At 51.5% G+C, this 20,528-nt stretch carries 25 protein-coding genes; 7 read left to right on the top strand and 18 right to left on the bottom strand.

The window, feature by feature from the left end; all coding sequences use genetic code 11:
- Nucleotides 1-54 precede the first annotated feature (54 nt).
- The 15 genes from LPB67_RS08235 to LPB67_RS08165 form a co-directional block, all read right to left on the bottom strand.
- Nucleotides 55-1,665, bottom strand: a complete 1,611-nt coding sequence (locus LPB67_RS08235; protein WP_262836636.1) for a sensor histidine kinase — start codon at nt 1,663-1,665, stop codon at nt 55-57.
- Nucleotides 1,666-1,913: 248 nt separating this feature from the next.
- Nucleotides 1,914-2,108 carry a Fe-S cluster assembly protein IscX gene (gene iscX, locus LPB67_RS08230; protein ID WP_262836635.1) on the bottom strand — a complete coding sequence of 65 codons (195 nt, stop codon included), beginning with the start codon at nt 2,106-2,108 and terminating at the stop codon, nt 1,914-1,916.
- Between the two features lie 36 nt (nt 2,109-2,144).
- Entirely contained in the window at nt 2,145-2,483 is a 339-nt protein-coding gene (fdx, locus tag LPB67_RS08225; protein WP_262836634.1) for an ISC system 2Fe-2S type ferredoxin, read from the bottom strand.
- Nucleotides 2,484-2,550: 67 nt separating this feature from the next.
- On the bottom strand, nt 2,551-4,413 hold the full coding sequence (hscA, locus tag LPB67_RS08220) for a Fe-S protein assembly chaperone HscA (protein ID WP_262836633.1): 1,863 nt from the start codon (nt 4,411-4,413) through the stop codon (nt 2,551-2,553).
- Between the two features lie 105 nt (nt 4,414-4,518).
- Complete coding sequence (hscB, locus tag LPB67_RS08215; protein WP_262836632.1) at nt 4,519-5,031, bottom strand: Fe-S protein assembly co-chaperone HscB; 513 nt, start codon at nt 5,029-5,031, stop codon at nt 4,519-4,521.
- A 28-nt stretch (nt 5,032-5,059) separates the two neighbouring features.
- Entirely contained in the window at nt 5,060-5,383 is a 324-nt protein-coding gene (gene iscA / locus LPB67_RS08210; RefSeq protein WP_186883599.1) for an iron-sulfur cluster assembly protein IscA, read from the bottom strand.
- A 27-nt stretch (nt 5,384-5,410) separates the two neighbouring features.
- Nucleotides 5,411-5,806 carry a Fe-S cluster assembly scaffold IscU gene (gene iscU, locus LPB67_RS08205; RefSeq protein WP_262836631.1) on the bottom strand — a complete coding sequence of 132 codons (396 nt, stop codon included), beginning with the start codon at nt 5,804-5,806 and terminating at the stop codon, nt 5,411-5,413.
- 61 nt (nt 5,807-5,867) lie between these two features.
- Nucleotides 5,868-7,121 carry an IscS subfamily cysteine desulfurase gene (locus tag LPB67_RS08200; protein ID WP_262836630.1) on the bottom strand — a complete coding sequence of 418 codons (1,254 nt, stop codon included), beginning with the start codon at nt 7,119-7,121 and terminating at the stop codon, nt 5,868-5,870.
- 39 nt (nt 7,122-7,160) lie between these two features.
- Nucleotides 7,161-7,649, bottom strand: a complete 489-nt coding sequence (gene iscR / locus LPB67_RS08195) for a Fe-S cluster assembly transcriptional regulator IscR (RefSeq protein WP_262836629.1) — start codon at nt 7,647-7,649, stop codon at nt 7,161-7,163.
- Between the two features lie 289 nt (nt 7,650-7,938).
- Nucleotides 7,939-8,160 (bottom strand): VF530 family protein, encoded by a 222-nt coding sequence (locus LPB67_RS08190; protein ID WP_262836628.1) that lies wholly within the window; start codon nt 8,158-8,160, stop codon nt 7,939-7,941.
- Nucleotides 8,157-8,777, bottom strand: coding sequence for a glutathione S-transferase family protein (locus LPB67_RS08185; RefSeq protein ID WP_262836627.1), 621 nt, complete (start codon nt 8,775-8,777; stop codon nt 8,157-8,159). The genes LPB67_RS08190 and LPB67_RS08185 overlap by 4 nt, the downstream gene beginning before the upstream one ends.
- Complete coding sequence (locus tag LPB67_RS08180; RefSeq protein WP_262836626.1) at nt 8,774-9,067, bottom strand: helix-hairpin-helix domain-containing protein; 294 nt, start codon at nt 9,065-9,067, stop codon at nt 8,774-8,776. Before LPB67_RS08180 ends, LPB67_RS08185 begins: the two co-directional genes overlap by 4 nt.
- Nucleotides 9,068-9,105: 38 nt before the next feature.
- Nucleotides 9,106-9,954 carry a transporter substrate-binding domain-containing protein gene (locus tag LPB67_RS08175; protein WP_262836625.1) on the bottom strand — a complete coding sequence of 283 codons (849 nt, stop codon included), beginning with the start codon at nt 9,952-9,954 and terminating at the stop codon, nt 9,106-9,108.
- A 199-nt stretch (nt 9,955-10,153) separates the two neighbouring features.
- On the bottom strand, nt 10,154-11,656 hold the full coding sequence (locus tag LPB67_RS08170; RefSeq protein ID WP_262836845.1) for an aldehyde dehydrogenase family protein: 1,503 nt from the start codon (nt 11,654-11,656) through the stop codon (nt 10,154-10,156).
- A 204-nt stretch (nt 11,657-11,860) separates the two neighbouring features.
- Entirely contained in the window at nt 11,861-12,952 is a 1,092-nt protein-coding gene (locus LPB67_RS08165) for a saccharopine dehydrogenase family protein (protein WP_262836624.1), read from the bottom strand.
- Between the two features lie 166 nt (nt 12,953-13,118).
- Here LPB67_RS08165 and LPB67_RS08160 point away from each other — a divergent pair, with 166 nt between their 5' ends.
- Nucleotides 13,119-13,565, top strand: coding sequence for an Lrp/AsnC family transcriptional regulator (locus LPB67_RS08160; protein WP_262836623.1), 447 nt, complete (start codon nt 13,119-13,121; stop codon nt 13,563-13,565).
- A 258-nt stretch (nt 13,566-13,823) separates the two neighbouring features.
- On the opposite strand, the gene LPB67_RS08155 is transcribed toward LPB67_RS08160, so the two are convergent.
- Together LPB67_RS08155 and LPB67_RS08150 are read right to left on the bottom strand one after the other, a co-directional pair.
- The gene (locus tag LPB67_RS08155; protein ID WP_262836622.1) at nt 13,824-14,138 is read right to left on the bottom strand and encodes a hypothetical protein; all 315 of its coding nucleotides are present in this window, start codon (nt 14,136-14,138) and stop codon (nt 13,824-13,826) included.
- A gap of 106 nt (nt 14,139-14,244) precedes the next feature.
- Nucleotides 14,245-14,565, bottom strand: coding sequence for a hypothetical protein (locus LPB67_RS08150; protein WP_262836621.1), 321 nt, complete (start codon nt 14,563-14,565; stop codon nt 14,245-14,247).
- A 316-nt stretch (nt 14,566-14,881) separates the two neighbouring features.
- On the opposite strand from LPB67_RS08150, the gene LPB67_RS08145 reads away from it, so the two are divergent.
- Genes LPB67_RS08145 through otnI form a run of 3 tightly spaced genes read left to right on the top strand, consistent with a single transcriptional unit; the run spans nt 14,882 to nt 16,798 of the window.
- Complete coding sequence (locus tag LPB67_RS08145; RefSeq protein ID WP_262836851.1) at nt 14,882-15,034, top strand: hypothetical protein; 153 nt, start codon at nt 14,882-14,884, stop codon at nt 15,032-15,034.
- A complete protein-coding gene (locus LPB67_RS08140; protein WP_262836620.1) occupies nt 15,009-16,001 on the top strand; it encodes a bile acid:sodium symporter family protein in 993 nt (330 codons plus the stop codon). The genes LPB67_RS08145 and LPB67_RS08140 overlap by 26 nt, the downstream gene beginning before the upstream one ends.
- A gap of 2 nt (nt 16,002-16,003) precedes the next feature.
- Complete coding sequence (gene otnI / locus LPB67_RS08135) at nt 16,004-16,798, top strand: 2-oxo-tetronate isomerase (protein ID WP_262836619.1); 795 nt, start codon at nt 16,004-16,006, stop codon at nt 16,796-16,798.
- 81 nt (nt 16,799-16,879) lie between these two features.
- Here otnI and LPB67_RS08130 read toward each other — a convergent pair whose 3' ends face one another.
- Entirely contained in the window at nt 16,880-17,908 is a 1,029-nt protein-coding gene (locus LPB67_RS08130) for an NADP-dependent oxidoreductase (RefSeq protein ID WP_262836618.1), read from the bottom strand.
- Between the two features lie 318 nt (nt 17,909-18,226).
- Here LPB67_RS08130 and purU point away from each other — a divergent pair, with 318 nt between their 5' ends.
- The 3 genes from purU to LPB67_RS08115 all read left to right on the top strand — a co-directional run bounded on the left by purU (nt 18,227) and on the right by LPB67_RS08115 (nt 20,497).
- The gene (purU, locus tag LPB67_RS08125) at nt 18,227-19,096 is read left to right on the top strand and encodes a formyltetrahydrofolate deformylase (protein ID WP_262836844.1); all 870 of its coding nucleotides are present in this window, start codon (nt 18,227-18,229) and stop codon (nt 19,094-19,096) included.
- Nucleotides 19,097-19,185: 89 nt separating this feature from the next.
- Complete coding sequence (locus LPB67_RS08120; protein WP_262836617.1) at nt 19,186-19,725, top strand: YaeQ family protein; 540 nt, start codon at nt 19,186-19,188, stop codon at nt 19,723-19,725.
- Nucleotides 19,726-19,744: 19 nt separating this feature from the next.
- Nucleotides 19,745-20,497 (top strand): spermidine synthase, encoded by a 753-nt coding sequence (locus tag LPB67_RS08115; RefSeq protein ID WP_262836616.1) that lies wholly within the window; start codon nt 19,745-19,747, stop codon nt 20,495-20,497.
- Nucleotides 20,498-20,528: the final 31 nt, after the last annotated feature.

The raw sequence follows: 20,528 nt of genomic DNA, 5'->3' as shown, positions 1-20,528 counted from the left end.
AAATATACTGGTCAGGAGTATATGTTGATTGCTTATTCCAATTCGGTGCTGAGCTTAGTTATTCAACAAAGGATCGTGGGACTCGGTCTGGCCTGGCGCAACCAGTGGGATGCTGATCTCAAAACGAGTGCCTTGACCGACGGCGCTGATGACGCGAATTTCGCCACCCAGCACATTGTTGATGATGTTGAAGGTGATAGACAGCCCTAGACCGCTGCCGCCCTGGCCGAATTTGGTGGTAAAAAAAGGCTCAAAAATGCGTTTAATGATATCCGGCGGAATGCCCTTGCCATTGTCTTCAAATACGATCAGCACATGATCTCCCTGGCGCTGCGCCACGCAACGCATATGACCTTCGGTGCAACCATCCAGACCATGCGATACCGCGTTGTTCACCAGATTCGTAAATACCTGGCCGAGTGGACCGGGATAGCTGTCGAGTTCAATGTCGGCAGGAATATCGATTTCCAGCGTGAAAGGTGTTTTGCGCAAACTCGAATTCAACAGGGCGACCAATTCTTGCAGCATGATCAGCAAACCAAACTGGCGTCTTTGCGCGCTCGATTGATCAACCGCGACTTGCTTGAAATCGCCGACCAGACGTGCAGCATGCTGCAGGCCGCGCAAAAGCAACTTGGTGGATTCGCTGGCCATCGCCGCGTAGCGCGTCAGGCTCGATTTACGCATAGCGCCTTCATCCATCATTTGATTCAGGTGGCGGGTTTCTTCTTCCAGTGTGCTGGCGACCAGTAGGCAATTGCCAAGCGGCGTATTCAATTCATGCGCGACGCCGGCAACCATGGAGCCGAGTGCCGCCATGCGCTCAATACGTGCCAATTCATTTTGTGCGCTGTTGACGTTGCTCAGGGCTGTTTCTAAGGTCAGATTTACCGTTTCGAGTTCCTGAGTGCGCTGCCTGACTTTGGATTCCAGCGTACCGGAGTATTCAAGCAATTGCTGATTCTTGACTTCGAGTTCGGAGAAGGAACGCTGCAAGGCTTGCCTGGTGGCTTCCAGACTGAGGGCTAAACGGCCGAGTTCATCTTCACGTTTGAGTGAAATAGGCTCATTGAGCTGGCCGTTAGCGAGGCGATCGGATTCGCCCATCAATAATTTGATGGGCTCGACTAGCCGCCATTGCAAAACCATCAAAATAAATACCACGGCAACGACCAGGGAAACTAAGGCGGAGCTGGCATAGCGTTTAAATTCCGAAGCCAGATTGTCGCGCAGAATGTCTTCTGCGAGCGTCAGTTCTACTTCACCAATAACCTGCTCACCATGCTTAATCTGGCGTTTTTCGACCTTAAACGGACCTTCCTGAGATTTTCTGCGGACATTGTTTTTGATGAATTCTTTGTGGTCGGGCAGGGTAACGACCCGAATTTCTGCGACGCGCGGATCCGAGTACACCACTTCGCTGGAGATGTTGGCGATTTCAGGGGTGATTTGCCACAGTGGTTCACTCAGGATCACTGCGAGAATATCGGCTAGTCGTTTGTGGTCCGCGTCAGTTCGCTCGTGCGCGACGCGTTCAATACTGCTTTGGTAATACGGGATTAGAACGACAAAGGGGGCGAGAAGACCGAATACAACAGCAAGAATGATGGCTAGCCTGAGTGTGAGCTGGCTGCGGATCGCAGATAGGAGATGTCGAAACTGCATTGCAAGATCCTTGTACATCACTTCTTGTTAGCGAGTGCTGGAGACGTTTCTCGTAGCGTGAATGACGTGTCAGCGTCAAACCAGAGAACGCGGACTTGCATGCGTCTATCCTCCAAGCCAGACGATATATATGCCGCTTCACAGCATCCATACTGAAGGCTTGTTGATAATAAAATATTTTGTACGCTTAGGCAAGATGCGAGTGAGATCGCTGTGGCGTTTTGCGTGTTTTAACAACTTACCGAAAGTTATCTGGTTTCTTCTATCCATGCCATCTGTATGGCTTCCAGAATTTTTTCGCCAGAATGATTCGGATCATCGTCAAATCCATCGAGTTCGCAGACCCAGCGATGCAGGTCAGTGAAGCGTATCTTTAGCGGATCGATATCAGGAAACTTGTCGTACAAGGCTTCTGCGATTTGAAAAGTGTCTATCCATTTCATGTTCGTCTCCTGATGTTGATGGTTACGGCAGGTAGCTTAGTGATTCTCACGAGCGTGATTGATCGTGTATTTCGGGATTTCGATCGTGATGTCTTCCTTGCCCAGCTTAACCTGGCACGACAGGCGCGAAGTCGCTTCTAATCCCCAGGCGGCATCCAGCAAATCCTCTTCATCATCCGTCGATTCATTCAGCGACTTGAAGCCTTCACGGATGACCACGTGACAGGTGGTGCAGGCGCAAGACATTTCACAGGCATGCTCGATTTCGACATCGCTTTCGACCAAAGCTTCGCACAAGGACTTGCCTTCCGGCGCATCGATCACGGTGCCTTCGGGGCACAAAACCGGATGGGGTAATACGATAATTTGGGGCATGGCTATCTCAATTCTTTCTTCATTCAATATGGCGTCATCATTCGATGCCGGGATGATGCGCGATGGCTTAAATATCGTCCAGTTTTTTCCCTGCCAGAGCAGTACGCACGCTTTGATCCATTCTGCGTGCCGCAAATTCTTCCGTACCATCGGCCAGCGCGCTGATCGCTGCTTTCAGATGACTGTGATCGTCGCCTTGCATCCGCGCTCGAACTGTTTGCATCAGGCTGGCAATGCCGGCACGTTCTGCCTCGCTAAGCAGCGCAGCATCGTTGTCCAAGGCTGATTGGGTCGCTAATAAAATACGTTCTGCCTCGACCTGTTCTTCCTTGAGTGCGCGTTGTTGCATGTCCGCCGAGGCAGAAGCAAAGGAGTCTTGTAACATGCGTGCCACTTCATCGTCGCCCAGGCCGTAAGAGGGCTTAACGCTGATCGATGCTTCAACGCCGGAGCGTAATTCACGCGCCGATACCGATAGCAGGCCATCCGCATCGACCTGGTAAGTAATCCTGATCCGCGCTGCACCGGCGGCCATCGGGGGAATGCCGCGCAACTCAAATCGCGCCAGCGAGCGGCAGTCGCTTACCAGTTCGCGTTCGCCTTGAACGATGTGGATCGCCAAGGCTGTCTGGCCATCTTTGAAGGTCGTGAATTCCTGGGCGCGTGCGCAAGGTATGGTTGAATTGCGGGGAATGACTTTTTCCGCCAGGCCGCCCATGGTTTCTACGCCTAAAGACAACGGGATCACGTCCAGTAATAGCCAGTCGTCGCCCGGCGCACGATTGCCGGCTAACAGGTTCGCTTGTATCGCCGCACCGAGCGCGACCACTTTATCGGGATCGATATTGGCCAATGGTGTGGTCTGGAAAAAATCGCCGACGGCTTTACGTACATGCGGCATGCGGGTTGCGCCGCCGACCAGTACCACACCGTCGATATCATCTGCCGACAACTCGGCGTCGCGTAGCGCTTTGCGGCATGGCGTGATCGTTTTAACGACCAGATTCTGCGTCATTTCGGCAAACGCGGCGGCGCTGATTTGCAGATGGACGCTTTCGCCTGAGCTTAATTTGGCATCAATGAAAGTTGACGGTTTACTGGATAAAATTTCTTTCGCCTCACGCGCCTTGACCATCAGCAAACTGGTGTCCTCATGCGACAAAGGCGCGACTTTGGCTGCCTGCAAGATCCAGCAAAATAAACGGTGATCGAAGTCGTCACCGCCGAGCGCAGAATCGCCGCCGGTAGACAAGACTTCAAAAACCCCTTTGCGCATTTTTAAAATCGAGATGTCGAAGGTGCCGCCGCCGAGGTCGTATACGGCATACGTGCCTTCCGACGCGTTATCGAGGCCGTAGGCGATCGCTGCCGCAGTAGGTTCATTCAGCAGGCGCAGAACATTTAATCCAGCCAGTTTGGCGGCATCTTTAGTTGCCTGGCGCTGCGCATCATCGAAATATGCAGGCACCGTAATCACTGCGCCGACCAGATCGTCGCCCAGTGCGTCTTCGGCTTGCTGGCGCAGGGTCGCCAGAATCTGAGCGGAAATTTCGACCGGGCTTTTGAGGCCTGCAACAGTCTTGAGTTGCACCATGCCGGGTTCATCATGAAAATCGTAGGGCAGATTTTCTGCGTAAGCGATGTCTTTCAGGCCGCGTCCCATGAAACGCTTTACCGACACAATGGTGTTCTTGGGATCGTTACTTTGTTCGGCTTGCGCCTTGAAGCCGATATGCGCGTGACCGTTAGGCAAATAACGCACAATCGACGGCAGCAGCGGCCGGCCTTGTTCGTCGTTCAAGACTTCGGGAATGCTATTGCGAACGGTCGCGACCAGGGAGTTGGTGGTACCCAGGTCGATCCCTACTGCAAGTCGATGCTGGTGTGGGGCGGTGGACATGCCCGGTTCTGAAATCTGCAGTAATGCCATGATGGTATGGTGGCGATGGCGAACCATCAACAAAATAGGGCAATTTAAAAAATTGCCAGGTTATTCGAAATTACCTGATCGAAATTGACTCGGCGAATATCACGATTAGTCTTCCAAGGCTGCAATGTCGGAAATATCGGCAATGAATTTTTCAAGAAACATACAGGCGCGAATCTGCTGTGCGGCCAAGCGGTAGTCATGCATATCGAGTGTTGTTCCGACCAGATCGAGTTGTTGCTTGAGTGCGGCTCTTAATTCATTTTCCAGCTGGTCCATCGCTTGCACATCGCTCGCCTGCCGCGCATCGTCGAAGGCTTCGCGCCATTCCATTTGCTGCATCAGGAAAGCGGCGGGCATGCTGGTATTGGATTCGGTCTGTAAATCGACGCCTTGCAATTCGCATAGATACTTGGCGCGCTTCAAAGGCTTTTTTAAGGTTTGATAGGCTTCATTTGCGCGGGTTGCCCATTGCATGGCGACGCGTTTTTCGGCATCGCTCGCCTGCACAAATTTATCAGGATGTACCTTGCCTTGCACCTCGCGATAAGCGGTATCCAGCTTGGCCTGATCCAGTGCAAATTGCTGCGGTAACTGGAACAGCTCGAAATGATTCTGCATCCGCTAACTAACTTTCTATCTCTGTACTTTAAATACGGAAGCTTTCGCCACAGCCGCATTCATCTTTGACGTTCGGATTGTAGAATTTGAAGCCCTCGTTCAATCCTTCGCGTGCGAAATCGAGCTCGGTGCCATCGATGTAGGGCAAGCTTTTCGGATCGACAAAAACTTTCACGCCATGCGATTCAAACACCTGGTCATCACTGCCGACTTCATCGACGTATTCAAGTTTATAAGCCATGCCAGAGCAGCCGGTCGTGCGCACACCAAAGCGCAGACCGATACCCTTGCCACGTCTTTCCATATAGCGGCTGACGTGTTTGGCCGCTTTTTCTGTCAATGTAATTGCCATGATGGTTCCGATACTTGATGCAAAAAATCAGGCGCTTTGTTCTGTGCCGTGCTTGGTTTTGTAATCGAGTACGGCAGCCTTGATCGCGTCTTCTGCCAAAATCGAGCAATGGATTTTGACCGGTGGCAAAGCAAGTTCTTCCGCGATCTGGGTGTTCTTGATGTCCAGCGCTTGATCCAGCGTTTTGCCTTTGACCCATTCTGTTACCAGAGAGGATGAGGCAATCGCGGAACCGCAGCCATAGGTCTTGAACTTCGCATCTTCGATAATGCCATTCGCACCGACCTTGATTTGCAATTTCATGACGTCGCCGCAGGCTGGTGCACCGACCATGCCAGTGCCGATAGTGTCGTCACCTTTGTCGAATGCGCCGACATTACGTGGATTTTCGTAGTGATCCAACACTTTTTCTGAGTAAGCCATTTTGATGCTCCTGACAAATTTGTTAATGCAACTTAATGCAAACTACGCAGTCTGCGCGAAATTAATGTGCCGCCCATTGGATAGTGCTGATGTCTATCCCGTCTTTATACATATCCCACAACGGCGAGAGTTCGCGCAATTTGGCGACTTTGGTTTTCAGCAGGTTGATCGCAAAATCAATATCTTCTTCGGTCGTGAAGCGACCGATGGTGAAGCGAATCGAGCTATGCGCGAGTTCATCGCTGCGACCAAGCGCGCGCAATACATACGATGGTTCCAGACTGGCCGAAGTACAGGCCGAACCGGACGATACCGCGATCTCCTTGATCGCCATGATCAATGATTCGCCTTCGACATAATTAAAGCTGACATTCAGGTTGTGCGGCACACGATGTTGCATGTCGCCGTTGACATAGGTTTCTTCGATTTCGCTTAAACCTTTGGCCAGGCGATCGCGCATGCTTCTCACATGCGAGAGCTCACTGTCCATCTCTTCTTTCGCAAGGCGGAATGCTTCGCCCATGCCGGCGATCTGATGCGGTGCCAAAGTGCCGGAGCGGAAGCCGCGTTCATGCCCGCCACCGTGCATTTGCGCCTCTAAGCGCACGCGTGGTTTGCGACGGATATACAAAGCGCCGATGCCTTTAGGCCCATACGATTTATGGGCAGATAAAGACACCAGGTCGACCTTGGTATTTTCCAGGTCGATGACAACTTTGCCGGTCGCCTGTGCCGCATCAGAGTGGAACACAATGCCTTTTTCACGGCACAGTTCGCCGATTTCAGCGATCGGCTGAATCACGCCGATTTCATTGTTGACCCACATGACGGATACCAGAATCGTGTCGGGACGGATCGCGGCTTTCAGTTGTTCCAAGGTGATCAGCCCGTTGTCTTGCGGCTGCAGATAGGTCGCTTCAAAACCTTGACGTTCCAGCTCACGCACAGTGTCCAGCACAGCTTTGTGCTCAGTCTTGACCGTGATGATGTGCTTGCCTTTGGATTTGTAAAACTGCGCCGCGCCTTTGATTGCCAGGTTATTGCTCTCGGTTGCTCCGGAGGTCCAGACGATTTCGCGCGGGTCGGCATTCAGCAAGGCGGCCACATGACCGCGCGCTTCTTCAACCGCGGCTTCTGCATCCCAGCCATACATATGACTGCGAGAAGCCGGATTGCCGAATTGCGCACGCAAATACGGCATCATTTTATCGGCAACGCGAGGGTCGACCGGTGTAGTCGCCGAGTAATCCATATAGATAGGGAAGTGCGGTGACCTGATCGTATCAATCAAGCTTTTTTCCAACGGGGCATTCATGTGTTACTCCAAAATGGCGACATGGTTAAGACGAATAGTTTAAGAAGCGATGTGCAGATTCGGTACGGTTTTGTGCTGTACTACCACGACATTTTTTTCTATATTTCTTTGGTGCTGCTGATTCACTAAATCTTGCAATGAGACGGAATCCAGGTAATCGACCATCTTCACATTCAATGTCGCCCACAGTTCGTGGGTCATGCAGTGGATGCCGTTGCTGTGATCGCTGCCGTGACAAGAACCTTTGCCGCCGCACTGCGTTGCATCCAGCGGTTCGTCAACGGCGATGATGATGTCCGCCACCGTAATTTTTTGGGCTTTGCGCGCCAATGTATAGCCGCCGCCCGGGCCACGCACCGATTCGACAATCTCGTGGCGCCGTAATTTGCCAAATAACTGCTCAAGATAGGATAAGGAAATATCCTGCCTCTGGCTGATGCCAGCCAGCGTGACAGGGCCTTTGTCCTGGCGTAATGCCAGATCAATCATAGCTGTCACAGCGAAACGGCCTTTGGTAGTCAGGCGCATGAATGGTTTGCTCCAAGCGAAAATTCACAATACTCTAAATGGTTGAGTATTTTGTTCAAGTATAGCAAACTTGAGTAATTTTGTCAGGTATAGGCTAAAAGCGGAATCTGGGAGGACAGGGCGGGATGGGAGAAACGATTGAATGAACCATGTTCGGATAGGAAGACGTATGTCAGATGCGCCTTCCGGCAGCCATTATAGCCTGAGAGGCGCAAGCGTGCTGCGGTAAGGCTTTTGGGAAGTCCCCTTGTGCGGATAAATGCGATAGACGCGCATCAATATCACAATGTCAGCGCCCATCCGATTGCAAATACATTTGCTCCACTTTTTCCCTGGCCCAGGGCGTTTTGCGTAAAAATTTCAGGCTCGACTTGATACTGGGATCGAGCGTAAAGCAGCGGATATTGACTTGCTGTGCCATTTCTTCCCAGCCATATTGCGCGACCAGGTGGGTAAGAATGGCTTCCAGTGTAATGCCTTCGAGTGCAGGTTTTTGCTTGGGCTGATTCATGATTGTTGGTCGAATGCCTGCATGTCGCGATAGGCGGCTTGTTGCCGGACTCTTTGTAGCCACGCCCTGATCGCAGGATAGGCATCCAGATCAAAGCCTCCTTCGTGGGCGACATGCGTGTATGCGTACAAGCCGATATCGGCAATCGTGTAGCGTTCCGCGACGAAGAAGCTGTGCCGTGTCAAATGTTGCTCCATGACATCAAGCGCATGGTAGCCCGGCGCCATTTTTTGTTGCAAGCGCTCTTCATGTTCTGCCGGACGCCCCAGATAGCGCACGATATAACGTGCCGTCGCGATATACGGTTCGTGGCTATATTGCTCGAAGAACAGCCATTGCAAGACTTGCGCATGCTGCAGGCGTTCGGTTGGCAGCAGCGCAGAACCCTCTGACAGGTAATGCAAAATCGCATTCGATTCAGACAGGCAGGTGCCATTTTCGAGTTCGAGTAAAGGGACTTTGCCGTTAGGATTTTTCTGTAAAAAACTCGCGGTCTCGGTTTCCTTGTTCAGGATATTGATTTTGATCCATTCGTGGGGGATCTGAAGTTGAGTTGCTGCCAGTTTGATTTTGTAGCAGTTGCCGGAATAAATGTCGCCGTAAATTTTAATCATCATGATGGAAGAGTCAGTAAATGTGCTTTGCGTTCCGCAGTGTAATCCCACCATGGCAGGGCAGGAGCGCCTTCCATGAATCGTACTGCAGAAATAAAGGTGTCGATCACGCAGGGATCATGTCTGGCATTGGTCAGGATGCAGAGATCGTGGTACATCGCATATGGATCGCAGCTTTTCAGTTGGCCGGGCTGATGAATGCCCAGCAAGCGCAAATCTGCTGCGCAGGCTTTACCGATATTGGGAATCTGCTCAAGTTGTTGCGCGTCCTGATGGTGTTTGACTTTTTTCATGCGGTATTGATGGGTGGCGTAGTTGATTGCTCACCGGCCTATTTAGCTTCTGGTCGGTACCAGAGTTCTGGCCGGTTAAATGGTGCTTTGTCGGTTTTAAGCAAAGGGTTTTTCAGTTCAATCACGATTCTTTGTTTGATGTTGGCCTTTTTTATGGCGGAACCCAAATGTTTTTGGAAAGTTTTTTCGAAACTACCATTCTTGATCATTTCTTCAAACCCGTTTTGCAATGCCTTTGCCATTTTGGGCTCTCTTGGCGTGACGAAAAAATATAGGGCCGATGGATAGTGTAAAACAATGTATTTATCGATGTGCAAGTTCAGATCTTGATGAATCTCAAGTTCTTTGTTGATTTCAAAAATGGAGCGTGGAAAATAATCAAACCGACCGGCCTTTAACATCCTGAATAAAGGTTCATAAGAGGTCGAGGTTTCGACCGGCAGATGATTGGCTTTTAAAATACGCACATCGGGCCAGTCAAATTCTTGTCCCGCCGAAAAACGACTTAACTCTTGGATGGATTTGATATCGCAAAATAGCTCGGCGTTAGTCTGAGTCAGCAAGGGGATGCGCCACCCAATCAAGCCTTTATCGATGGGCACCCGGATCGGGATGAGTTGCGCTTCCCGCTCGTCGGTAGTCATCGTCCACATGACGTCAATGCCACCTAGCCCTGACACCATCTCATAGATAGCCCGTGCTTGCTGCATAGGGTCGGAGTTCGGTACTAGCTGGAAAGGCTGGCCACTATATTGAATCGCCAGTTGCAGTAGTTCCAGAATGTAGTCGCCGTGAGGATCGGCGATGGCGGACAGGCGAGGGTAGCGTATGACTTTAGCAGGCTCGGCGATTACTGGCGCAGTCAGGCAGAACAGCATAGCGATCATTGATAATAATTTCCGCAACTGCCTGATAGTCATTTTGTCCCCATCCATGACGGTTGTGTCGTGCCTCCGCTTATTTTAGTGTATGCAATCGAACTCGTGGGGCCTAACTATGTCGTATGTCGTTATTTGTTGTAAGTAATAAAAAACCGTCAGTTCCTATGAACGTGACGGTTTTTTTATTGCTGCAATTTCGGCCTGGTCAGATGTCGAAACTGATGCCTTGTGCGAGCGGTAAGGCATTGCTGTAATTGACCGTATTGGTCGATCTGCGCATGTAGGCTTTCCAGGAATCGGAGCCGGATTCGCGACCGCCGCCGGTTTCTTTTTCACCACCAAAGGCACCGCCGATTTCTGCGCCGGAAGGGCCGATATTCACGTTGGCGATGCCGCAATCGCTGCCGCTGTCGGACATGAAGCGTTCTGCTTCCCGCATGTCGGTGGTGAAGATCGACGAGGACAAGCCTTGCGGTACTTCGTTGTTCCAGTCGATCGCCTGTTGCAGATCGGTGTAACGCGCAATATACATAATCGGCGCGAAGGTTTCATGGTGCATGCTCTGGGTTTGCGTCGGCATTTCTACTAAAGCCGGCTTGACGTAGAAACCGTTTTCGCAACCGTCTACCATCACGCGTTCACCGCCGAAGACCTGGCCTTGTTCGGCGCGGGCTGTTGCCAATGCGGTTTGCATTGCATCAAATGCAGCGCTATCGATCAATGGGCCGATTAGCGTGGATTTGCTGCCCGGATTGCCGATAGGCAGGCCAGCGTAGATTTTTTTCAGACGCGGCACCAGCGTGTCGTACACGCTGTTGTGGACGAACAGGCGGCGCAACGTGGTGCAGCGCTGACCTGCAGTGCCGACGGCCGAGAAGGTGATGCCGCGGACGGCCATTTCCAGATCGGCGCTGCCTGTGACGATCATGGCGTTATTGCCGCCCAATTCCAGAATCGTGCGTGTCAGGCGTTTGGCACAGGCTTCTGCGACCTGGCGACCCATGCGGGTGCTGCCCGTTGCGCTGACCAAGGCCACGCGTTTGTCGTTGACCATTTGGGCGCCGGTACTGCGGTCGCCGATGATCAGTTCTGCCAAACCTTCCGGTGCGTCGCTGCCAAATTTAGCGACGGCTTTCATGAACAAGGCATGCGTTGCCAATGCCGTCAGCGGTGTTTTTTCCGACGGTTTCCAGGTTACGCTATTGCCGCAGACGAAGGCCAGTGCTGCGTTCCAGGCCCACACTGCGACCGGGAAGTTGAACGCGGAGATCACGCCGACGACGCCGAGCGGATGCCAGACTTCCATCATGCGGTGCCCAGGACGTTCGGACGCGATCGTCAGGCCATACAATTGACGCGACAAACCGACTGCGAAATCGCAGATGTCGATCATCTCTTGCACTTCACCCAGACCTTCTTGTAGGATTTTGCCGGCTTCCATGGTGACGACCAGGCCAAGCGCTTCTTTATGCTGGCGCAGCTCTTCGCCGAACAATCGGACTAACTCGCCGCGACGGGGTGCCGGTACATTACGCCATTGCAAAAAAGCCGCTTGCGCCCGGGTGATTTTGGCATTGACCTGATCGGCATTGTCTGCGCGCAAAGTCGCTAGAGGCGCGCCGTTGACCGGTGAGATGCTAGGGATGTCCTGACCTTGATAGTCGGCGAGATTGACGCCGAGCTGGTTCAGGACAGTGACGATATTCATGTTTTCCATATTGGTCTCCAAATGGCCTATCTGGTTCCAGCAGCGCGTCTGGATAAGGCGCGCTGTGATGAGTGTTCTTAAAATGACTTGTCAAAAGCTGCGTCAAAATAAGCAGGGTGGGCAGTGTAAAACAGTGCCCACCCTTAGCTGCGATATTGTAATCGTTAATGAGCTTTGATCGCTAGTTGATCCGTCGCTCTAGCTTTATAGCGCGTAGTATTTGCCGAAACGGTTTGCCAGGAAGTCAGCCAGATTGGCTTGTTCCTGACGTACCATGCCGTGCTTAGGCAACTGGCCGTTGACGACCATATCGACCATCGCACAGATGCCGGAAGCAGTAGTCAATTGGATCGCTGACAGCAACTGGCCATTGACGACCTGGGCGTAGATTTTCTTCGCATAGGATTCTTGTTCCAGACGGCCGTCGCGCATGCCGACCACGCTGACGAACACCAGCACCACGTCTTGCTTGGTCATTGGAATCGAGGTTTCCAGCACGTCTTTCAGGATAGGGCGACGTTCGAGTTTGCCCAGCTCTAGATCGCGAATCAGCATTTTGACGATGTCGCGGTGACCCGGGTAACGCACGGTTTTGTAGTTCAGGTTTTGTACTTTGCCTTGCAGACTTTCGCACAAAGTGCCCAGACCGCCGGAAGTATTGAAGGCCTCGTAGTCGATACCGTCCAAGGAGAAATGTTCGATTTCTTCCAAAGCCGCTGTTTCGCGCAGTTGGCCGTCAACGATCGCTTCGCAAGGATTGCAGTATTCGTTGATCAGACCGTCGGTGCTCCAGGTCAGATTGTATTTGAGCGCATTGTTAGGGAAGGTTGGCAAAGCACCGACACGCATGCTGACGTCGCGCAGGCTGTCGAAACGTTTCGCGACATCGTTCGCAACAATCGAGATAAAGCCAGGTGCCAGGCCGCATTGCGGGACGAAGGCGCAATCCGCGCCTTCCGCGAGCTGCTTGACGATGCGTGTGCTTTCTACGTCTTCGGTCAGATCGAAATAGTGGGAATTCGCAGTTTTAGCGGCATTCGCAATGATCGGTGTCAGGAAGTAAGGGCAGGCTGACAAAGTGACCTGATGACCACGGATCAATTCGGTGACGGCGGTTTTATCGCCGAGATCGAGTTGTACGGTTTTTACATTAGGGAAACCGGCCTGGTCGACATATTTCAGGCGTTCGATATCGCGGTCAGCGACAGTGATCAGGTAGTCGCCGGTATGCGACAACAGATTCAGAATGGCGTCGCCGATTTTGCCCGCGCCTAGCAGAATGAGTTTGGTTGTCATGGTGTCTCCAGTGATTGTTGGGTGTTGGGGTTTAAATCAAAACGAATCGATGGAGTAAGTGTAAAAGCAAGTTTTGTCAGATAATAGAGTGTAAATTATCGTCATAATGAACTGTATAACTACATTTTGACTAAAATTTGATACTAATTGACTAAATGGTGCATAAATGAAGCCGACTCTGGATGATATCGACAATAAAATTCTTGCCTTATTGATGGACAATGCGCGGTTGCCGGTCAGCACGATTGCCAGGCAAGTCGGCATCGCCAGAACCACGGTGATTGCCCGCATCAGCGCACTAGAGAAGCGGGGCGTGATTGCCGGTTATGGCTTGAAATTGAGCCAGACCATGTATCAGCCCGCGGTGCGCGCCTATGTCGGGCTGTCGGTTGAGGCCCGCATGGCACCGGGCCTGATGAAATATTTGCAGCAGTTACCCGAAGTCGAGACCTTGTGTGCCGTCAGCGGCGCGATCGACTATATGCTGACCTTGCGCTGCGCGACGACCGAAGTGCTGGATAAATTGCTCGATCAGATTGGTGCGCAAGACGGCGTCAGGCAAACTTCGACTTCGATTATCCTGAGCAAGCGTATAGACAGGAGTGCTTTGTAATTGATACTGATAATATACTGAGTGGGTGTATTTTCAGTGTAGGCAGACAGATAGGCGGAAACAGGGCTGTTTTTTTAGATTAATCGGGGAGTATGCTGTTTTCCTTGGTGTTATTGATATCGCAGGTACAGCAGACATCGTCAGCCAAGAAGGAAATAGCGTTTCAACGAATTGGCGCAGTAAATTGTCGCGCGAGTAGTGAAGTAAGCAGCAAATGAGCAGGAAGCTGACCAAGGACGGACAATGCTTAAGGCAAATTTAAGAATTGTTTGCCGGCTTTAAGGTGGTTTTTTTATCGTCGCCCGGTAATTTTTTAGGCGTATTGCTATCGGCAAAATGCGGTGAAGTTTGCTGCAGAATCTGTAAATGCACAGACGCTCTGTCCATGCCGCCGCGCTCCAGCATCATCGATGAGCGCGCAGAGGCGCTGGCTGCCGAACCTTCTTGTACCTGGCTGCTGGATTGAACCGTCGGCGCAGAAATTGCCATGCAGGCAGAACTCTGGCTGAACGTGATGCCAGCCAAAAATGCCAGCATTGCAGCGCCGAAGTAGGTGGAGTGTTTTATTAACATGATTGCCTGCTATTTTAAATGAATTGCGACCAATGAAAAGCCTGATTGCAAAATTTTGTTACAAAACTTTTCAGAACTTGCTTCCAGTTAAATCGTGAGGCAACACTTATACCGACTGTTGTATGGTTTTTGCGTATTTCGCAGCAGCCTGACGTTGCTCGATGGCATCTCTGTCCATCGCCAGTTTTTGTTCAGCGCTCAAACGTTTAGCCGAAATCATCACGGTCTGGATATCTTGGGTTGACTGCAAATCATACGCGAGTTTTTGCTCGGCATTCAGACGCTTCGCGATAATGGTGACGGTAGGGATGGTGTCGTTAATGGCGGTGGAGACCGGCGCCTTGTAAGCCGACGATAGTGCCAGAACGCTGGCGATCAATGCGCTGGAACAGATGACTGTGCTGCTGAATTTATTGAATGCGCTCATGGTAATGCTCCTGTCTGAATTGGAAATTAAGTAGAATTTAAGTACTCGAATGGACATCTGGTGTTGCGATGTCAGCACTTTAGGCAAGCGCACTTGGTCTTGCCAGTTGTATGCGATGAAATGCATAAACTCAGGGATAAAGCAGGCTAAAGTCCGGCTGGAATGCGCGGGCTTTGTTAATCAATCGCTAAAACATCGATGGTTTTTATGATCATTTTATTTTTTAGCACTATGACTCCGCATTCTGAACGACGCAGTCGAACAAGGTCGCAAATAGATATCCTGTAGTCACCATCGCTGGGGCAATAGAAGCGCAATGCGTTCTCTTGCCATCTCGGCGCAGGTGTTGTTTGCTGCGCTGTACGGAGTTCATCCAGGCTACGTCAGGCATTTTTCCTGCGGTATTACAGTACAATCGGGAGCCCAGTTATGCGATGCCAATTATGAAGCGACCCCGTTTTTTACCTGACAACATGACCTTGTTGTTATTCGCTGTTGTTCTGACAGCCAGCATCTTCCCTTGTACCGGCAAAATCGCGGTCGGTTTCAATTATCTTACGACCCTGATGATAGGCCTGCTGTTCTTCATGCACGGCGCCAAGCTGTCGCGTGAAGCGGTGGTCGCCGGGATTACCCATTGGCGTTTGCATCTGACGGTCTTGCTATTCACTTTCGCTGTTTTTCCTCTGCTCGGTTTGCTGCTAAAACCCCTGATGTTATGGATGATCACGCCAGAGCTGTACGTCGGTATTTTATTTTTATGCGTATTGCCGTCGACCGTACAATCGTCGATTGCATTCACCTCGCTGGCGCGCGGCAATGTTCCCGCTGCTGTATGTAGTGCGTCGGCCTCGAATCTGCTGGGAATTTTTTTGACGCCGATGCTGGTCAGCCTGATCGTGGTCGCGCATGGCGATAGTCATTCTTCTCTCGATGCGGTCTTAAAGATTGTGTATCAGCTACTGGTGCCGTTTGTGCTCGGACAAATCGTCCGGCCCTGGATCGCGGCATGGATTACCCGCCATCAAAGCGTATTGAAGATGGTCGATCAAAGCTCTATCCTGCTGGTGGTCTACGTCGCTTTCAGCGAAGCGGTAGAGCAGGGCTTGTGGAAGCAATTGCCGCCCGTGATGTTGCTGAGTCTGCTGTTGATCAGCGCAGTGATGCTGGCGATTATCATGCTGCTGACTTCCTATGTCAGTCGACGTTTTGGCTTTAGCAAAGAAGATGAAATTACCGTGGTATTTTGCGGATCGAAAAAAAGTCTTGCCAGTGGCGTGCCCATGGCAAAAGTCTTATTTGCCAGCCAGGCTGTCGGCATGGTACTGCTGCCTTTGATGTTGTTCCATCAATTGCAACTGATGGTCTGTGCGGTGATGGCGCAACGCTATGCACAAAGAACTGCCGAAAAAAACCATCATAATGCGAAGGAGTAAAGATGCCGCGTTTTGCCGCTAATCTCAGTATGATGTACAACGAGCATGCATTCATCGAGCGTTTCGCGGCTGCCGCCAGAGATGGATTTACGGGAGTCGAGTTTCTGTTTCCATACGAGGTTCCAGCACCGCAATTGCGCCAGCAACTCGACGATAACGGCTTGCAGCAAGTCTTATTCAATTTATCGCCGGGGGACTGGGCAAAAGGCGAGCGTGGCATCGCGTCTCTACCCGGTCGCGAAGACGAATTTAAACAGTCACTTGAACAGGCGCTGGCGTATGCCAGGATATTGGGCAACCACAAGCTGCATATCATGGCAGGTCTGCTGCATGACGAGAACGACAGGGCGCGCCATCGCGCAGTGTATTTAAAAAATCTCGCGTATGCGGCCTTACTCGCTGCCAAAGAACAGATCACGATCCTGATAGAGCCTATCAATACGCGCGACATGCCTGGCTATTTTTTACATCGTCAGGATGAGGCGCAGGAGATTTGCGCCGAAATCGGCGTGGAGAATTTGCAAGTGCAATTTGACATCTATCATTGCCAGATCGTTGAAGGCGATGTCGCAGTCAAACTGCGGCGCGATATGCAGCGTCAACATGGCGGCATAGGACATATTCAGATCGCTGGCGTACCGGATCGTCACGAGCCGGATCTCGGAGAAATCAACTACCCGTATTTATTTGAACTGATTGACCAGCTCGGTTATCAAGACTGGATAGGCTGTGAATATCGACCGAAAGCAGCGACTTCTGCCGGACTGGGCTGGTTACGACCTTGGCTCGTCAAATAAGCTAACAGTGCAAATTAAAAAGCCCTTATTCATATCAAATAAGGGCTTTTTTCAATTCAGGCGCTCAAGTATTTGCACTCATTATTCTTCGCCCACCTGCAAAATCAGTTTGCCGAAGTTCTTGCCTTCAAACAGCATCATCAAAGTATCCGGGAAAGTTTCGATACCTTTGACGATATCTTCGCGTGTGTGGAATTTGCCTTGCGCCATCCACGCACCCATTTCTTTGACGGCATCGCCGTAGCGCGCTGCATAGTCAAATACCACGATGCCTTCCATGCGGGCGCGATTGACCAGCAAGGACAGATAATTCGCCGGGCCTTTGACTGGCGTGGTGTTGTTGTACTGGGAGATTGCGCCGCAAATGATGATACGGGCTTTCATATTGATACGGGTCAGTACCGTGTCCAGAATTTCGCCGCCGACATTGTCGAAATAAATGTCCACACCGTTCGGGCAATGTTCTTTCAAGCCGTCTTTGACTGAGCCGTTTTTATAGTCGATGCAGGCGTCGAAACCCAATTCCTTGACCGCGAAATCGCATTTGTCTTTGCCGCCGGCGATGCCGACCACGCGGCAACCTTTTTGCTTGGCGACCTGGCCGACGGTCTGGCCTACCGCACCTGCGGCACCGGAGACGACGACCGTTTCACCGGCTTTGGGCATGCCGACATCGAGCAAGCCGAAGTAGGCGGTCATGCCTGGCATGCCGAGGGCGTTCAGGTATTTGGGTAGGGGGGCGAGTTTCGGATCGACTTTATAAAAGCCCGCCGCTTTATCGTCGGCTGCGCCGACCCAGTAATTTTGCACGCCGATACTGCCGGAGACATATTCGCCGACCGCAAAGCGCGGTGATTTGGATGCGATGACCTTGCCCAGCCCGCCGGCACGCATGACTTCATTGATCGCAACCGGACGGATATACGACTTGCCTTCGTTCATCCAGCCGCGCATGGCCGGATCCAATGACAGATAAATCGCTTGCACCGCGATTTCGCCGTCGGCAATTTCGCGTACCGGCTCAGAGGTAAATGTCCAGTCGCTATGCTTGGGCGAGCCTACTGGGCGTGCTGCTAGTCTAAATTGCTGATTGATGAGTGCTGTTGTCATGATGTCTCCTGGATTGAAAGCGCAAATACAGTGGCCGGTAATAGCGTGGCGGTAAAAGCTCAATTAAATTTGAGGTGCACCACTATACCTTAATTAGAACGGTCGTGCTTTTTAATTCGATTGTCGTCCGCTCATGCGACAATACGGTGTGGCGCTACCGCGTTTCCTGCTATGCACAAGATAATCGGGATCAACACAAAACCTTCATTGCCGCGCCTATGCTTGCGGACAATGTTGCGCGGCCGACAGGACGATTGACTTACCCGTCAATGTTCTGAACTGAGACCCACCTCATTCATATTGAATTATTAACTACGCATTATGCACCCAGAATATATCCTCACGCTCTCTTGTCCTGATCAACGCGGTATTGTCCATAACGTTTCCGGTTTTTTAGTCAATCACGGTTGCAATATTATTGATTCTGCCCAGTTTGGCGATGCACAGTCAGCCTTGTTTTTTATGCGCGTCCATTTCGCGGCAGAAGATGCCAGCTTTGGCGATGCGGTATTGCGTGCCGACTTTGCGATGCTGGGAGCGCAGTTTCAGATGGAGTGGCAATTGCATGATGCACGCCACAAACCGCGTGTGATGTTGATGGTATCGAAAATTGGCCATTGTCTGAACGATTTGCTGTTCCGCTATAAGAGCGGATTGCTGCCGGTCGAGATCAAGGCGATTGTGTCGAATCACACCGATTTTTATCAGCTCGCCGCCAGTTACAATATTCCTTTTCACCACCTGCCACTCGCTGCCGGCGCCGGCGCGGATGCCAAGCGTACGCAAGAGCAAAAAGTGCTCGATATCGTCGAGAGCAATGAGATCGAACTGGTGGTGCTGGCACGCTATATGCAAATCCTGTCGCCCGAATTATGCAATGCCTTGAAGGGTAAGGCGATCAATATTCACCACTCGTTCTTGCCAAGTTTTAAAGGCGCCAAGCCTTACTATCAGGCGCATGAACGTGGCGTCAAATTGATTGGAGCCACTGCCCACTTTGTGACCGGCGATCTTGATGAAGGCCCGATTATTGAGCAGGACGTAGAGCGCGTTGACCACGCAATGGAACCGGAGACGCTGACAGCGATCGGACGTGACGTCGAATGTGTGGTGTTGGCACGCGCGGTCAAATGTTTTATTGAACATCGTATTTTGTTGAACGGTCATAAGACCGTGGTTTTTAAATAAACAACACCAATCGTACCAGGCGCACTGACAATGCCACCGATGGCGGGCTGCATACGCCGCCCCATTTGTTTTTTTAAAGTAGAAGTTGTATGGCACTCAAATCCACTATTTACAAAGCCGACTTGAACATTTCCGACATGGATCGCGGCTATTACGCCGACCATAGTCTGACTATTGCCCGTCATCCATCCGAAACAGACGAGCGCATGATGATACGGGTGTTGGCATTCGCTATCCATGCCAGTGAAAAACTGACATTTGGCAAAGGCATCTCCGATACCGAAGAACCCGATTTATGGGAAAAAGATTACACCGACGCGATCCAGTTATGGGTAGAAGTGGGACAGCCGGACGACCGCCGCCTGCTTAAAGCCTGCGGCCGCTCCGATAAGGTACTCGCCTATAGTTATGCCAGCACCAGCGACATCTGGTGGAAGCAGATGAATAGCCGTCTCGATCGCGCAAAAAATCTGCGCGTGATGAATGTGCCTGCCGCTGCCAGTCAGGCCTTGGCAAAAATGGCGCAAAGAAATATGCAACTCCAATGCACGATCCAGGATGGACAAATCTGGATGACGGCGGGTGAGGACTCGGTGCAGATCGATCTGGAAACCTTCAAGGCAGATTAACCGTATGCCGGATCGCTGTATGCATTTTCCATCCGTTCTGCCAATCGTCACGACATCCGAAGACGATGGCGTACGTTTTCTGCATCTCGGGACGCCGATGGTGCAAGGCGCGATGCGGTTGAGCAAGCCGGATGCGATCGAACTGGAATACGTACAGAACATGATGGCCTGGATGTTGTTTCAACATGCGCCAGCGCATATCGTGCAACTCGGCCTCGGCTCGGCAGCCCTGACCAAATTCAGCTATCGTCAATTCGCCGCGAGCAGGGTCACCGCGGTGGAGTTGAATCCCGCCGTGATCAGTACCTGCGAAGCTATGTTTGCCCTGCCGCCGAACGATGAGCGGCTGCGCGTGCTCAATGCCGACGCCCTGGCGTTCGTGCTCGATCAGGCCAATCATGGCGCGATCGACATATTGCAAGTTGACCTGTATGACGAAATTTCGAACGGTCCGGTGCTGGATAGTCCGGAGTTTTATCAGGCGTGCTTTGATTGCATGGCGCCAGACGGCATCATGACGACCAATGTATTCGGTGATTACGCCAGCTACGAAAAAAATATTCAGGCGATGGAATTGGTCTTTGATGCGGTAGTCTGGCTGCCCGCCGTCGATGATGAGAACCTGGTCGTCATCGCGTTCAAGAATGCGCCGAAAATAGATTTCAGCGAGCTGTATGAACGTGCCGGCATGATCAGGAAAAAATATAATTTGCGTGCCAAAGCCTGGGTGGATGGACTGAAGCAATGGATGAAATCACAGTTGGCGGAGTGACTTAATTCTGTGGTTGAGCGCACATCCGACG

This window comes from Undibacterium sp. Jales W-56 (assembly GCF_025548535.1).
Taxonomy (GTDB): Bacteria; Pseudomonadota; Gammaproteobacteria; order Burkholderiales; family Burkholderiaceae_D; genus Undibacterium.
Note: the sequence above shows the minus strand (reverse complement) of the source record. Positions and strands in the feature narration are given on the sequence as shown.